The organism is Pseudomonas sp. HPB0071 (assembly GCF_000478505.2).
GTDB lineage: Bacteria > Pseudomonadota > Gammaproteobacteria > Pseudomonadales > Pseudomonadaceae > Chryseomonas > Chryseomonas luteola.
Map to the genome: position 1 here is coordinate 3196659 of NZ_KI517367.1, position 16557 is coordinate 3213215.

Annotated in this window: 7 protein-coding genes; 6 read left to right on the forward strand and 1 reads right to left on the reverse strand. The window is 59.8% G+C overall.

Annotation, left to right across the window (positions count from 1 at the left end; all coding sequences use genetic code 11):
• Positions 1 to 154: 154 nt before the first annotated feature.
• The 6 genes from HMPREF1487_RS14955 to rmuC all read left to right on the forward strand — a co-directional run bounded on the left by HMPREF1487_RS14955 (position 155) and on the right by rmuC (position 14725).
• Entirely contained in the window at positions 155 to 1219 is a 1065-nt protein-coding gene (locus HMPREF1487_RS14955) for a glycosyltransferase family 4 protein (RefSeq protein WP_010797509.1), read from the forward strand.
• A 20-nt stretch (positions 1220 to 1239) separates the two neighbouring features.
• The gene (locus HMPREF1487_RS14960) at positions 1240 to 3384 is read left to right on the forward strand and encodes an amylo-alpha-1,6-glucosidase (protein WP_037030826.1); all 2145 of its coding nucleotides are present in this window, start codon (positions 1240 to 1242) and stop codon (positions 3382 to 3384) included.
• Positions 3385 to 3589: 205 nt separating this feature from the next.
• Positions 3590 to 7081 carry an exodeoxyribonuclease V subunit gamma gene (gene recC, locus HMPREF1487_RS14965; protein ID WP_010797511.1) on the forward strand — a complete coding sequence of 1164 codons (3492 nt, stop codon included), beginning with the start codon at positions 3590 to 3592 and terminating at the stop codon, positions 7079 to 7081.
• Positions 7078 to 10779 (forward strand): exodeoxyribonuclease V subunit beta, encoded by a 3702-nt coding sequence (gene recB / locus HMPREF1487_RS14970; RefSeq protein ID WP_010797512.1) that lies wholly within the window; start codon positions 7078 to 7080, stop codon positions 10777 to 10779. Before recC ends, recB begins: the two co-directional genes overlap by 4 nt.
• Complete coding sequence (recD, locus tag HMPREF1487_RS14975) at positions 10776 to 12893, forward strand: exodeoxyribonuclease V subunit alpha (RefSeq protein WP_010797513.1); 2118 nt, start codon at positions 10776 to 10778, stop codon at positions 12891 to 12893. The genes recB and recD overlap by 4 nt, the downstream gene beginning before the upstream one ends.
• 245 nt (positions 12894 to 13138) lie before the next feature.
• The gene (gene rmuC / locus HMPREF1487_RS14980; RefSeq protein ID WP_010797514.1) at positions 13139 to 14725 is read left to right on the forward strand and encodes a DNA recombination protein RmuC; all 1587 of its coding nucleotides are present in this window, start codon (positions 13139 to 13141) and stop codon (positions 14723 to 14725) included.
• Between the two features lie 42 nt (positions 14726 to 14767).
• On the opposite strand, the gene HMPREF1487_RS14985 is transcribed toward rmuC, so the two are convergent.
• Complete coding sequence (locus HMPREF1487_RS14985; RefSeq protein WP_010797515.1) at positions 14768 to 16081, reverse strand: MFS transporter; 1314 nt, start codon at positions 16079 to 16081, stop codon at positions 14768 to 14770.
• Positions 16082 to 16557 lie beyond the last annotated feature (476 nt).

Genomic DNA, 16557 nt, shown 5'->3' on the forward strand with positions numbered 1-16557 from the left:
GGGAGGTTCCAGGCATTGGTCAGCAGAGCGGCTTTTGCCACTCGGCAGCGCTTGAAATTTATCGGCTGATCCTTACATTTTTCCGCGGCATTTTTGCCAGCGAACATTCGCACCTTTCTGGCCTTGTTCATCCTTTTTTCAAGGAGATTAATTGATGAAGATCGCGCAGATTGCCCCCTTGTACGAGGCCGTTCCGCCAAGTCTCTACGGCGGAACGGAAAGAGTGGTGGCTCACCTGACCGATGCGCTGGTCGAGTTGGGTCATGAAGTCACTCTGTTTGCATCCGCTGACTCCCGCACATCAGCCCAACTTGTGCCCGGTTGCGAGCGGGCGCTACGACTGGACCCTGCACCGCTCAAGTCTGATATTGCCAGTCACTTGAGTATGCTGCACACGTTGCAGGAGCGGGCCGATGAGTTTGATGTCCTGCATTTTCATGTGGATCTACTGCATTTCCCCTTGTTCGAGCCCTTGGCCGAGCGGACTCTGACTACTCTCCACGGGCGGCTCGACCTCAAGGGATTGCCGGAAGCCTACCGGCGTTGGCACCGGTTTCCGCTGGTGTCCATTTCTCACCACCAACGCACGCCGCTGGCTTTTGCCAACTGGCATGGCACCGTGCACCACGGTCTGAATGCGTCCACGTACCGGTTCCATGAGCAGATGGGCGAAGGGTACTTGGCATTTCTGGGCCGTATGTCTCCAGAGAAACGGCCTGATCGGGCGATTGCCATTGCACGGCAGGCAGGTGTTCCCATCAAGTTGGCGGCCAAGGTGGACAACGCCGATCGCAAGTACTTCGAACAGGAGATCAAGCCGCTTCTGGATGATCCGCTGGTGGAGTTCATTGGCGAAATTGGTGACAGTGAAAAATCCGAATTTCTGGGTAACGCGCGGGCGCTGCTCTTTCCCATCGACTGGCCTGAGCCGTTCGGGCTGGTGATGATCGAGGCCATGGCCTGCGGGACGCCGGTGATTGCCTGGCACTGTGGCTCGGTGCCGGAAGTCGTGGAACCGGGCGTGACCGGGTATATCGTAACGAGTGAAGAGCAGGCCGTGGAGGCGGCGCGGCAGGTCCTGACCTTGGATCGACGTCGGGTTCGCGAGGTGTTCGAGCAGCGCTTCTCCGCCACGGCCATGGCCAGACACTATCTGGAACTGTACCGGCAGCTGCCGGGCAATCGGAACACTGAAGTCAACTTCAAGCAAACGGCGTAACGACCATGGGTGAAATCCTTATGTCTGATCAGTCAGCACAGCAAGGAAGCGAGGTCGAACAGGCGCGTCATCCCGAACGCCTGTTCGTGCTCATGGAGGGTGATACTTTTGTCGTGGCAGATGCCTATGGTGACATGGGTGGGCGGGACGATGGCTTGTTCCATAACGATACCCGCATCGTGTCCTGTTACCGATTGACCGTGGCGGGGAGGCGACCCTCGCTGCTGTCAGCGTCGGTCAGTCAGGATAATGTCTACTTTACCTCCCATCAGACCAACCAGCCGTTGCCGCGGCTGGGTGAAAGCACGACGCCCGAAGGCGTGATTCACATCGAACGCAAGCGCTTTGTCTGGAAGGGGTATGTGCATGAGCGCATCCTGCTGGCCAACTACAGTGACTTGTCTACTGAGGTGCCGCTGGAGCTTGAGTTTGGCGCGGACTTCCGAGACATGTTTGAAGTGCGTGGACAACAGCGTAGCCATCGGGGCGAGCAGGAGCATACCCAGATGGCCGAGCGCAGTGTCACGCTACGGTATCTTGGGCTCGATGAGCAGCCGCGCCGTGCTGCCATCAGTTTTTCCGAACAGCCTGTTGAGTTAAGCGAGCAGGGCGCGCAGTTCAGGGTGGCTCTGGAAGGACGTGGAAGCTGGGAGCTGTATATCGACATTGGACCAGAACCGGCTCAGCCTTCGCGGGCACGTTATCGGCAGGCCGCTGCACAAGCGCGGCGCAGTATGCGCAGGCGACAGCGGCGGGGTGCTCAGGTCAAGGCATCTGGCCGTCTGTTCCAGGCATGGCTGGAGAAGTCCCGTGCGGATCTGGCGCTGCTCACAGCGGAGCTGCCTAGCGGGCCATATCCCTACGCCGGTGTACCCTGGTACTCAACACCGTTCGGCCGTGATGCGATCATCACGGCGCATCAGGTGCTCTGGTTGAATCCTGAGCTGGCCCGTGGGGTGCTGTCTTATCTTGCGCAACATCAGGCTCATGAAACGTCGAGCTTCCGGGATGCCGAGCCTGGCAAGATCATGCATGAGACGCGCAAGGGCGAAATGTCGGCGCTAAACGAGCTGCCGTTCGGTCGCTATTACGGCGGGGTGGATACCACACCGCTGTTCGTCATGCTGGCTGGAGCCTATGCTCGGCGTACGGGCGACCGGGCATTCATCCAGGAAATCTGGCCCGCACTGCAAGAGGCTATTCGCTGGGTTGAGGGTAATGCCGAGCGTAACGCACAGGGGTTCATCAGTTATGCCCGTGCAGAAGAGAGTGGTCTGGCCAACCAGGGATGGAAGGACAGCCATGACTCGATTTTCCATGCCGATGGCCGTACACCGGATGGTCCGATCTCACTGATTGAAGTGCAAGGGTATGCTTATAAGGCGTATCTGAGCATGGCTGAACTGTCGGAATGGCTCGGTGAGCAGGACAAGGCCGCGCACTGGCGCACACGGGCCGAGCATCTGCGGGCAGCGGTGGAAAAGCATTTTTGGCTGGAGGGTCGGCAGTTCTATGCTCTGGCCCTGGATGGCCATGGCGAGGCATGTGCGGTTCGAGCCTCCAATACAGGCCACCTCTTGTTTACGGGGCTGCCTCAACTGGCGCGTGGTCAGGCCGTGTCGCAACAGCTTTTGTCCCGCGCCTTCAATTCCGGATGGGGCGTACGGACCCTGGTGCCAGACGCTGTACGGTTCAACCCCATGTCCTATCACAATGGCTCGGTCTGGCCACATGATGTGGCCCTGTGCGCCGCCGGTATGGCGCGCTACGGTGAGCGGGAAGGGGTGGTACGTCTGCTCGGAAACATGTTTGAAGCCGCGGCCCATTTCGGGATGCGTTTGCCAGAGCTCTTCTGCGGTTTCGAACGTGCGCCGGGCGAAGCGCCGATTGCCTATCCGGTGGCCTGTCTACCCCAGGCGTGGGCCGCCGGCTCGGTATTTATGCTGCTACAGGCTTGCCTGGGCGTGGAGATCGATGGGCACACCGCAAGCGTCACGATCACTCAACCCCGCTTGCCGTTTGGCATCGACCGTATTCAGCTGAAACGGCTACGCCTGGGCCAGCAGGAGATAGACCTGACCTTCCAGCGGCTCGGCGAGCGTGTGGTCGCGTTTGTAGACGCTCAGTACGGGCCTCAGCCGGTCCGGGTTGATATACGTCTTTGAGTCGATGGCAGGGCTGGCCCGGCTGGCCCTGCCTGCTCAACAGACGAGCGGTAAGACGCCCGTCTGCCGCGGTATTGCTGAGGTCAAGAAAGCGCTATTCAGCACGAAAACCTTACCGGTGGCTTTGAACAGGTCTGGCTCTTGAGCCGTGATCTCCGTACGCTTCGCCTTTTTTGCAGTTCCAGATCTACCCAGAGGCTTATTCATGCAGGACGCGGCTCATCTGACGCCCGGTTTTATGGTCGTTCACGGCAATCGTCTGGAGGACCTGCGCAATCTGACTGTTGCCTGGATGCGCCATCATCCCCTCGCGCCTTTGGAAAACGAGCAGGTGCTCGTGCAGAGTAACGGCATCGCTCAATGGCTCAAGCTGGCCCTGGCTGAAGACCCGACGGAGGATGGCGAAGGCGGCTGCGGCATTGCGGCGGCTATTGATGTGCAGCTGCCGTCGGCTTTCTTATGGCGGGTGTACCGACAGGTCTTGGGTCGCGATACCGTTCCGGCGTCTTCCCCGCTGGATCGTACGCCGCTGACCTGGCGTCTGGTGCGGCTGCTGCCCAGCCTGCTTGAACGTCCAAGCTTTGCCTCACTGCGCCGCTTCCTCGATGAAGACAGCGACATGCGCAAGCGCTACCAATTGGCAGAGCGTCTAGCCGATCTCTATGACCAGTATCAGGTGTACCGCGCCGACTGGCTGGAAGACTGGGCCAATGGCAAGGATCAACTGAACAAGCTACGTGATGGCGCCGTACCGCTGCCGCCGATATGCCAATGGCAGGCAGAGCTGTGGCGTGCCTTGCTGGCGGATGTGGGCGATGACGGCATGGCGGAAAGCCGGGCGGGGGTGCATCAACGCTTCATCAGCACCATGAATACGCTGGAACAAGCCCCTTCGCACCTGCCGCGGCGGGTCGTTGTATTTGGTATTTCCTCGGTGCCCGCCCAGCTTTTGGAGGCCTTGGCTGCCCTGGCGCGGTTTAGCCAGGTATTGCTCTGTGTTCACAACCCGTGCCGCCACCATTGGGGCGACATCGTGGCGGACAAAGATTTGCTGCGCCATGAGTACAAGCGACAGCTGCGCAAGCCCGGTATGCCCACTGCGCTTGATCCGGACGAGCTGCATCAACATGGCCACCCACTACTGGCCAGCTGGGGCAAGCAGGGGCGTGACTACATTAACCTGCTGGATAGTTTTGATGAGCCGGACGGCTACCGTCGCCTGTTCCATGATGTAAACGGCGGACGGATCGACCTGTTTGAAGAGGTCGAGCCCCAGCACATGCTGGCGCAATTGCAGGACGATATTCTCGATTTGCGCCCCTTGAGTGAAACCCGCGAGCGTTGGCCGGCCGTCAATCCCACTAAAGATCAGTCCATTCGTTTCCACATTGCTCATAGCCCACAGCGCGAGGTGGAAATACTCCACGATCAGCTTCTGGCACGCTTCTCGGAAGACCCTACGTTGCGTCCGCGGGACGTCATCGTCATGGTGCCGGACATCGACAGCTATGCGCCCCACATTCGCGCCGTGTTCGGGCAGCTGGACAGCCATGATCCGCGCTTCATTCCGTTCACGTTAGCGGATCAGGGGCAGCGTGGTCGTGATCCGCTCCTGATTGCACTGGAACATCTCCTGCGTTTGCCGGAAAGCCGCTTTTCGGTGAGCGAGATCCTTGACCTGCTGGACGTCCCGGCCCTGCGCAAGCGCTTCGGCTTGAATGACACCGACCTGACGACCCTGCATCGCTGGATCGAGGGTGCCGGTATCCGCTGGGGTTTGGATGCCCGGCAGCGGGCACGGCTGGATCTTCCGGATGATCTCACCCAAAACACATGGCGTTTCGGTCTGCGGCGCATGTTGCTGGGGTATGCCGTGGGGCAGGGCGTGGCACGGGATGAAATCGAGCCGTTCGACGAGATTGGTGGCTTGGATGCTGCCCTGGTCGGCCCGCTGGTTACCTTGATGGATGCGCTGGACAAGGCCCATGACGAGCTGGCCGAGCCTGCCACTCCTGCAGTATGGGGCGAGCGTCTGCAAATGGTGCTGCGCACGTTCTTCGTGTCTTCCAGCGAACGTGACGAGTACTTGCTTGGCCAGCTGGAGCAGCTGCGTGAAGACTGGCTGGACACCTGCGAGGCGGTCCAGTTGGACGAAACGTTGCCGCTTACGGTGGTGCGTGAGGCATGGCTCGCCGGGTTGGATGAGGGCAAGCTGTCCCAGCGTTTTCTGGCAGGCGCAGTGAATTTCTGTACCCTTATGCCCATGCGTGCCATTCCATTCCGGGTGGTGTGCCTCCTGGGTATGAACGATGGCGATTATCCACGCGCCCAGCCGCCGTTTGACTTTGACCTGATGGGCAAGGACTATCGCCCCGGCGATCGCTCCCGCCGTGAAGACGACCGCTACCTGCTATTGGAAGCACTGCTGTCTGCCCGTGATCAGCTCTATATCAGCTGGATTGGCCGTAGCATTCGCGACAACAGTGAGCGACCGGCCTCCGTTCTGCTAGGCCAGTTGCGTGATCATTTGGCCGCAGGTTGGACGTTGATAGATGAGGGTCCTGATAAGGAAAAGGGTAAGGAGGGCGAGCGCTTGCTTGAGGCGTTGACTCAGGAGCATCCGCTACAGCCCTTTAGCATCCGCTATTTTCAGGGCGAGCCGGGCTTTTTCAGCTATGCCCGCGAGTGGCTTGCCGTGCACGACAAGCAGCCGCCGCGAGGCCAGGAACCCATGCTTCCGCCCCATGAGCAGGACGAGCCGCTGAGCCTGAATCAGCTACAGGATTTTCTGCGCCATCCGGTGCGACATTTCTTCTCCCAGCGGCTCAAGGTGCATTTCGAAGAAATTGCCATTCCGACCCAGGACAAGGAACCCTTTGTACTCGACGGCCTGACCCGGTATGCCTTGAGCGAAAGCCTGCTTGATGCCGCCTTGAAGGCACCGGAACGCGCCGAAGAGGCGCTGCGTGCCCAGGGGCAGCGGTTGCAGCGCAGCGGTCTCTTGCCACTGGCAGGCTTTGGTGAGCTGATGCAGCAAGAGCTAATCCAGCCACTGCCTGACTTGCTTGAACGCCATACCGGCCTGCTGGTGGCGTGGCCGGAAGAGGTGGCAGGTGCACAGCCGCTCAGCTTCGAGCACAAGGGTCTACGCCTGGAGGGTTGGCTTGAGCGGTTACGTCGCCGCTCGGATGGCAGCCTGATTGCAATTACACCTGTTCCGAATGAAATCGGTTCGGCCAAGACACGTAAATGGTATCGGCTGATCCGACCGTGGATCGTGCACCTGACGGCCTCAGCCTGTGGCGTGCCGCTTACGACGGCCTTGGTGGCCACCGATGAGACTCTAATGCTCGCTCCGCTGGAAACCGCCCAGGCAGCCGCTGCGCTACGTGATCTTTTGCTCGCTTGGCGGCGTGGCATGTGTTGTCCACTGCCGGTCGCGGTAAAAACGGCGTTTGCCTGGCTCAATGCCGAGCAGGACCCCGCCAAGGCCCAAATGGCGGCTCGTAAATCCTATGAAGGTGATGGTGTAAACAGCCTGGGCGAGCGAGCTGAAAGCCCAGCCTTGATGCGTCAATACCCGGACTTCGCTAGGCTGACCGCCAGCGAGGAGTTCGAGGGTTGGTGTAATGCCTTGTATCGTCCAATGTTCGAGGCAGGTTGGTATGAGCAGCCAGCACAAGGAGCCGCCGCATGACTGCACAACAGGACCGGCCGCTTGCGTTGCGCTTTCCCTTGCGCGGTAGCCAGCTGATCGAGGCGAGCGCTGGCACCGGCAAGACCTTTACCATTTCCGCCTTGTACGTACGCCTGATTCTTGGGCATGGCGGCGAAGAAACCGGCTTTGGCCGCGAGCTGCTGCCACCACAAATTCTGGTCGTGACCTTTACCGACGCCGCCACGCGTGAGCTGCGTGACCGAATCCGTGCGCGCCTGTTCGAGGCCGCCCGCTATTTTCGTGGCGAGATCGATGCGCCCGACGCGTTGATCGAAGCGCTACGGGATGATTTTTCTGAGGCTCAGTGGCCTGGCTGTGCACGCAAGCTGGAAATGGCCGCGCAATGGATGGACGAATCCGCCGTTTCCACCATTCACAGCTGGTGCCAGCGCATGCTGCGCGAGCATGCGTTCGACAGTGGCAGTCTGTTCAACCAGACCCTGGAAACGGACCACAGCGAACTCCTGGCTGAAGTGGTGCGGGATTACTGGCGACGGTTCTGTTATACCCTGAGCGGTGAGTCGCTGGCCTGGGTGCGCGAGCATTGGGTCAGCCCTGACCAATTGGCGGAATCCGTACGCGAGCTGATCGTAGGCGAGACGCAAGGTATTGCCGACCAGGAGCCCGGCACGCTGATCGATGAGTGCCTGACACGCAAGCGAGGACTGCTCAAGGCGCTAAAGGCGCCTTGGGCGGCCTGGGCTGAAGAGCTGCGCCTGTTGTGTGATGATGCCTGTGCCCGCAAGGTGGTAGATGGGCGCAAGCTCAAGGCGCAGTGGTACGTGCCATGGTGCGAAAAGATCACCGCCTGGGCGCAGGATGAATCCGCTGAGCTGCTTGATATCGGCAAAGGCTTCGAGCGTTTCACACCCGAGGGCTTTGCCGAGGTCTGGACCAAGGCTTCTGCGCCCGATCATCCGGCCTTGGCAGAAATGAGCCGGCTCAAGGCCGCATTGGACAGCCTGCCCAAACCGGACGTTGAACTCCTGCAACACGCCGCGCACTGGATCAAGCAGCGCTTCATTCTGGAAAAGCGCCGCCGTGCGGAAATGGGCTTCGATGACCTCCTGGCCCGTCTGGACGTTGCCCTGCAAAGTGACGGGGCAGGAGAGCGTCTGGCCGAACTGATCCGCGAACAGTTCCCGGTGGCCTTGATCGACGAATTCCAGGACACCGATCCGGTGCAGTACCGCATCTTCGAGACAATTTATCGTATTGGGGAGAACCGCCAGGATATCGGTCTGTTCCTGATTGGCGATCCAAAACAGGCAATTTATGCCTTTCGCGGCGCGGACATCTATACCTACCTGAAGGCACGCTATTCCACCGAAGGACGCCTGCATACGTTGGATACCAACTATCGCTCCAGCGAGGCCATGGTGGCTGCCGTCAACCAAGTATTCGAGCAGGCCGAGCAGCATGAGGAAGGGCGCGGTGCCTTCCTGTTCCGCAAGGACGATGAAAATCCATTGCCGTTCCATCCCGTCAGGGCGCAAGGTCGCAAGGAGCGCTTGGTGGCCGAGGGGCAGGGCATCCCGGCGCTCACCCTCTGGCACCCCAGCGAGACCGAGCCGGTTTCCAAAACCGCCTACCTTGCACAACTGGCGCAGGTGGCGGCCAGCGAGATTGTGCGCCTGCTCAATCTGGGGCAGCAGGACAAGGCCGGTTTCGAGCACCCGGAAAAAGGCCTGCGTGGACTGCGTCCGGCAGATATCGCCGTGCTGGTGCGTGACGGCATTGAAGCCCAGGCCATTCGCAGTCAGCTGGCGGCCCGTGGGGTACGTAGCGTTTATTTGTCGGACAAAGACTCGGTCTTCAACTCTCAGGAGGCACACTGCCTACTCTCCTGGCTGCGCGCGTGCGCCGAGCCGGATGTCGATCGTGTGCTCCGTGCCGGGCTGGCCAGTATCACGCTTGACCTGCCGCTGGCCGAGCTGGACAGGCTCAACCACGATGAGCGCGCCTGGGAGTCACGGGTCATGCAGTTCCGCCACTACCGGACCCTCTGGCGTACCCAGGGCGTGCTACCCATGTTGCGCCGTTTTCTGCATGACTTTCAGTTGCCGCAAACACTGATGGCACGGGTTGACGGTGAGCGTGTACTGACCAACCTCCTGCATCTGGCGGAGCTTCTGCAACAAGTGGCGACCGAGCTGGATGGTGAGCAGGCCCTGATTCGCTATCTGGCGGAGCACCTCACCGAAGGCCATACCGCCGAGGAGCAGATCCTGCGCCTGGAAAGCGATGAGGCACTGGTCAAGGTTGTTACCATTCACAAGTCCAAAGGCTTGGAGTATCCACTGGTCTTCCTGCCCTTTATCTGCTCGTTCCGTCCAGTGGACGGCAGCCGTATTCCGGTGCGTTATCACGACCTCGACGGCACACCCAAGATGACCCTGACGCCGGATGCCGAGGTGATCATAGCCGCAGATGAAGAGCGTCTGGCCGAGGATCTGCGCTTGCTGTACGTTGCCCTGACGCGTGCACAACACGCCTGCTGGATGGGCGTGGCTGACCTTAAGCGCGGGCAGAGCAAGGAGTCGGCTTTCCACCGCTGCGCCCTGGGATATCTCACGACCGGAGGAGAGGTGCTGTCGTCCTCGGGTGTGTTGGCGGGCATGTTGGAAGAGATGACAGGTAAACTGCCGGCCATCTCGGTGGGGCCGCTGCCGGAAATCACCACTGCACGCTTCGCGCCTCGCGAAGAGGTGCGGCCTGAGCTCAAGGCCTGCCAGCCACGGCGCGTAGTCGCGGAGCACTGGTGGATTGCCTCTTATAGTGCGTTGCGCATCGGCGAGCTGACTGACGAGGCAGAGACCGCCGTTCTGCATACCGACCTGTCACCCGAAAGCCCGGAAGCACAAAAACTGTTCGACGATGACCGCCTGGACGATGACGCCCAGCCCGCCACAGCTAGCAGCGGAGTCGACCTGCATCGGTTCCCCCGCGGTCCGGGTCCGGGAACGTTTTTGCACGGTCTGCTGGAGTGGGCGGGTAATGAGGGTTTTGCGAACATAGCCGAACAGTCCGAGCTGATCGAAGACACTGTGGCACGCCGTTGCAACCGGCGCGGCTGGGAAGGCTGGATTGCTACCCTGAGCGATTGGCTGAAAGAGCTGCTGACAAGGCGTCTACCGCTCGGTTCACCGGGCTCGTCTGTGACGCTGGCCCAGCTCACGCACTACCAGATCGAAATGGAGTTCTGGTTCTCTACCCATCGGCTGGAGGCGGAGGCCCTCGATCAGCGGGTGCGTCGCTACGTCATGCCAGGCAAGCCACGCCCCTCGGTTGAGCGAAGCCTGCTTAACGGCATGTTTAAAGGGTTCGTTGACCTGACGTTCGAGCATGAGGGTCGCTATTACGTAGCGGACTACAAGTCCAACTGGTTGGGCGCCGATGATGCCGCTTATACCCAGGAGGCCATGGCGGGCGCTGTGCTAGAGCATCGCTATGACCTTCAGTACGTCATTTATCTGCTGGCGCTGCATCGCCAGCTCAAGGCGCGTCTTCCAGACTACGATTACGACCGTCACATGGGCGGTGCTCTTTATCTTTTCCTGCGGGGCAGTCGTGCTGCCAGCAAGGGCGTGTTCTTTACTCGGCCGCCACGTGAGCTGATCGAAGAGCTCGACCTGTGCTTTCAGGGAAGTTCTCAACTGACCGGGGAATACGCATGACTCAAGAACAGCTTTCCTTATTCGATACGGCTTTTGCCGACGAGCCTGCGTCAGCCGATGCTGGTCCAAACAGGACTGCCGCGACACCTCAGGTATCAGATTTTCGGCCGCTTGAACGCATGGCAGACCTATTTTTGCTGCTGGATCGTTGGATGGAGCGCGGCTGGCTGAGGCCGCTGGACCGCGCTTTTGTATCCTTTCTTTTTGAGCTGGACGGACAGAGCCACCCGAGCGTGATGCTGGCAGCAGCGCTGACCAGCCATCAGCTGGGCCATGGGCATGTGTGTCTGGATCTCGCCGAAACCTTGGGCAACCCGGACATGGCATTATCGCTGCCACCGGAGGGCGATGAAGACAGGCAACCGGTGCTGCTGCCTTCCGAGGTACTGACAGCTTTCAACGTAGCGCACTGGCTGAGTGCGCTGGAGAAAAGCCCGATCGTGGCCATCGGTCAGGTGGATGACTGTCCGCTGGTGCTCGATGGCCAGCGGTTGTACCTGCGCCGTTACTGGAGTTATGAGCGCCGTGTCAGCGAATGCCTGCGGCTGCGTCTCTCCGGCCTGGGGTCTGTGCCGGATGACCTTTGCACACGCTTGGCTGCGCTGTTTCCCGAGCGTCCATTGATCGATGGCAAGAACGTGACCGACTGGCAGAAGCTGGCCTGTGCCCTGGCGGCGCGAGGCGCGTTCAGCATCATCACCGGCGGTCCGGGTACCGGCAAGACCACTACAGTTGTCCGGCTTCTTGCGCTGCTTCAGGCTCCGGCTGTCGAGAAGGGAACGCCCATGCGTATCCGCCTGGCGGCGCCAACAGGCAAGGCTGCCGCCCGGCTGACCGAGTCCATTGGGCGACAGGTCCAGTCATTGGGTGTAAGCGAGGCCGTGCGTCCGCATATTCCCGTGGACGTTACTACGGTGCACCGGCTGCTTGGCAGCCGCCCGGATACCCGTCATTTCCGCCATCACGTCAGCAACCCGCTGCCGCTGGATGTGCTGGTCGTGGATGAAGCGTCCATGATCGATCTGGAGATGATGGCCTGCCTGCTCGACGCAATTCCGCAGCACGCGCGGCTGATCCTGTTGGGCGATAAGGATCAGCTGGCCTCTGTCGAGGCAGGCGCCGTTCTGGGCGATCTGTGCCGTGATGCCGAGCTGGGCTATTACACCCCGGAAACTCGGGCGTGGCTGGAGGAAATCTGTGGCGAATGCCTGAGTGAGGAGGCACTGGAGGATGGCCATCATGAACAACATGCTCTGGCACAGCAGGTGGTTATGCTGCGCCATTCCCGCCGATTCAATTCCAGCAGTGGTATCGGCCAGCTGGCGCGCCGGGTAAATCTTCAGGAGGCCAGCGGTGCACGTGAGCTGCTGGTCAAAAAGACCTACGATGACCTGTTCTGCCTGCGGCTGCGCGATGCCGAAGACAGGGCGCTGGAGAAGCTGGTGCTGGAAGGTCATTCACCCAAAGGACCTCATGGCTACCGGCATTATCTGCGCGTGATGCAGGCGCTTCGCCCCAGTTACGACCTGCCTATGGATGATCCTGTCTGGGAAGCCTGGGCCAAGGCTGTGCTGGATGCCTTCGATGAGTTCCAGCTGCTCTGTGCGGTCCGTAAAGGGCCGTGGGGAGTAGAGGGCCTTAACCAGCGGATTGCCAAAGCATTGCTTAATGCAGAGCTTATTAGTCAGGACCAGGGCTGGTACGAGGGCCGCCCGGTACTCGTGACCAAGAATGACTATAGCCTGAACCTCATGAACGGGGATATTGGCATTGCTCTGTGTATGCCTGAACCGGCCAATCGCTCCGGCAAGGCAATTCGTGTGGCCTTTCCGCGTAACGACGGCACCGGTGGCCTGCGCTTTATCCTGCCGAGCCGACTGTCCGCTGTTGAAACCGTGTTTGCCATGACGGTGCACAAATCCCAGGGCTCCGAGTTTGCTCACACGGCGCTGATCCTGCCGGATACGATCAGCCCAGTGCTGACCAAGGAGCTGATCTACACCGGCGTTACCCGGGCCCGGGACTGGTTCAGCTTGATCGAATCCAAAACAGGCGTTTTTGAAGAGGCGGTGTCCCGCCGGGTCAGGCGCTTGAGTGGGTTGATGCTGATGTAAGCCCGTTCACATGTAAAACGTATCGGCCTTGGCCTCGGCGTGGAGCGCCTTACCCAATCTGTATGCGTTGCAGGTTGGGTGGGGCAGGCTTGGGAGTTATCGCTGACGTGGCGGCTGGCGGTACAAATGCTACCAGGCTGCTCTACAAATAATCCTTTCGCGCTAAAACTGGGCCGTAGGCACTGGACGGGCTCATCCGGCTTACATAAGGTGCGAGCTTTGATGTATCCGTTGTGAGGCTGGCTATGAATTCGCTGAACCTGATCTCCCTGGTGTTGCCGCTGGCGGCTCTGCTGGGGTGGGGCGTCACGGCAGCGTTGCTGGTCAGACAGCAGCAAGGTTTGCAGGCGCGCCTTCAGGAAACCCAGGAACTGATCGAGGCAGAGCGCAGTGAGGCCCAGCGGTTGGAAGTGGCCAACAGTCGGCAGGCGGTTGAGCTGAATGCCGAGCGTGACCGCATAAAGCAGCTGAAAGAGCAGATCGAGATGCTCCGGCAAAGCGAGACGGAGCTGCGTGGTCAGACGCGTCAGGCGCAGCTGGAGATGTCAGATTACCGTGCCGCGGCTGAAGCGGCGCGCGCGCAGCTGGACGGCCTGCAGCAACAGCTTGCCGAGCAGCGCACCCAGCAGGCCCGTGAGCAGCAGATGCTCCGGGAGATACAGACACGGCACGCCCAACTGGTGGAAGACCATGCCACCTTGCGGACCACGCTTGAGCAAAAAGAACAGCATTTCCTTGAGCAGACTCAGCTCCTGAAGGAAAGCCGCGAGCAACTCAAGGCGGAGTTCGAGCAACTGGCCAGCCAGATCTTCGAGGCGAAGGGGCAGACCTTTTCCCAGCACAGCCAGCAGTCGCTGGATGCGTTGCTCAAGCCGTTTCGCGAGCAGATTGATGCCTTCCGCACCAAAGTTGAAGATATTCACCACAAGGACACCCAGCAGCAGGCCGCTCTGGCACAGCAGCTGTTCGATCTGAAAGAGCTTAATCGGCAGATCACGCAGGAGGCCCATGAGCTGGCGACCGCTTTGAAAGGCCAGAAGAAAGCCCAAGGCAACTGGGGTGAGCTGATTCTTGAAAACGTGCTGGAGCGCTCCGGTTTGCGTCAGGGCACCGATTTCATGCGTGAGGTCAGCTTTACCACCGAGACAGGTCGTCGTCGGCCGGACGTCCTGGTGTATCTGCCCCAGAACAAGCACCTCATCATTGATGCCAAGGTCTCGCTCAACGCCTATACCCGCTACATCAATTGTGAAGATGAGGCCGAGCGCCGGATCGCTCTGGCAGAACATGTGCGCGCGGTAGGAGAGCGCATCCGCGAGCTATCGGATCGTGAGTATTTCAAGCTGCCGGGACTCAATGCACCCGAGATGGTTTTCATGTTCGTACCCATCGAGTCGGCATTTGTCGAGGCCCTCAAGGCAGACGAGACCTTATTCCAGCGGGCCATCGAACAGAATGTGCTGGTCGCAACCCCGACCACTCTGCTAACCAGCCTCAATATTGTCCGGCAGCTCTGGCGCTTCGAAGACCAGAGCCGGCACACCGCCGAACTGGCTGACCGTGCCAGCAGGGTATACGACAAGCTACGGACCTTTCTGGGAAGCATGGACGGTATTGGCAAGAGCCTGGAAAAAGCCCAGGAGGCTTATCACAAGGCCTGCGGGCAGCTCGTTAGCGGGCAGGGCAACCTGGTCAAGCAGGTCAACGATTTCCGTGCGTTGGGTGTGTCCGTCAAAGCCGAGATCGATGAGCAGTGGGCAGAGCGGGCGGACCTTGAACTGAACCTGATTTCCCTTGAGGGGGAGTCGGTGTTTCAGGAACGAGAGGTATAAAAAAGCGCGGCACAGGCCGCGCTTTTCCATTCAGGAGCAGGCTCAGCTCTTGGCTGGTTCGGCGCCAGTGAGTGTCTGGTTCGCATTAGCCGGCTGCGTGTCGGTCAGGTGAGAGCGGTCGGTTGCCACGTTCCAGACGATCAACGCCGCCACGATGTCGAAAATGGCTAGCACGATAAACAGTGGGCTGTAGCCTACCTTGGTCACCAGCACGCCGAAGACAAACGTGAACGCCGCGGCGCCCAGGTAGCCGAACATGCCGCCCATGCCGGTAGCCGTCGCCACTTCATTCTTGCCGAATGCGTCAGCAGTCACCGAGTACAGCGCTCCTGAAAGCGTCTGATGGGCAAAGCCACCGATGCAGAGCAGGGCAATCGCGGTGTACGGGCTCGCCACAAGGCCAGTACAGGCTGGTGCGATCATGCAGAAGGCACCCAGCATCAGTACGATCTTGCGCGAGGTGAACAGCGAGACCTTGAGGTGCTTGTGGAAGAAGGGGCTCATGTAACCGCCCAGCACGCAACCGATGTCTGCCGCCAGGAAGGGAAGCCAGGCAAACAGAGCCACTTCCTTAATGTTCATGTGACGTTCGGTCATCATGTACAGCGGAATCCAGGCGTTGAAGGTCTGCCAGGCCGGCTCGGACAGAACGCGCGCCGCTCCAATGGCGAAGAAGTTACGGCTGGTCAGAATCTTTTTCCAATTGGCTTTGGCAGGCGTCTCATCCTTGTGCTGGGCTTCCTGGCCCGAAAGAATATAGTCCCGCTCGGTGTCGGACAGCAGTTGCTGCTGACGCGGATGTTTGTAGAACACCAGCCAGAGGGCGCTCCATACAATGCCGAGCACGCCCACGATCAGGAACGCCAGCTCCCAGCCGCTCTGCAGGATGGCCCAGACCACCAGCGGCGGTGCCAGCAGGGCGCCTATCGATGAGCCGATGTTGAACCAGCCAATGGCGACCGAGCGTTCCTTGGCTGGGAACCACTCGGAGGTAGCCTTTACCCCTGCGGGGATACCGGCCGCTTCTGTCAGCCCCAGTAGGCCCCGGAAAAACGCAAGCCCTTGCCAACCGTTGGCCATGGCCGCTGCTGCGCACGCCACTGACCAGGCAATAGCGAAAATCGCAAAGCCTAACTTGGTACCGATGGCATCCAGCAGATAACCTGCAATAGGCTGCATGAAGGCATAGCAGAGCTGCCAGGCGATTACGATGTGAGAATACTCTTCGGCGCCAAAATCGAGCTCTTTCATCATGGTGGGCGCTGCCACCGACAAGGTATTACGGGCCAGGTAGTTGACGATCAGACCGCCCGTGACAAGGGCGACCATCCACCAGCGGATTCCTTTTATTTTCATGACACACCTTTAATTGTTCTTAATGGTTGAGCTGTGCTGCAGGGCAGGGCTAAAGCGTTGAAACGCCGCAATGCGCAGTCAAATGCTGCGTTCGAAACAGGACACACAAGGCGAGCAACGGGCTCGAAGCGTTCGGCGTGATATCGCCATAGAGGGGCCTAAACACGGCCAACGAATAACGAAATGATGTGAATCGGAGGAAACGTGCATGAGGCACGATGGCTTCGAGAGGTGGATGTATGATGACTTTGATTTGACGCCGGACCTGCAGGTGATGCCAAGCAAGCGTGACACATGTAGACCTGTCAACAGGCTTACAACCGCGCTAGCAGGCGGGTTTACCTCTGCGCGATAAGTAGTCGGTGCCACACGGTTTCGAATAGGTGTAATCGCTGCGAGGGCCATAGCGCTACATATCCACTTGTTATGATTGTTGTGTTATACGTCGTCATACAACTGGAAATATTATGTAACGT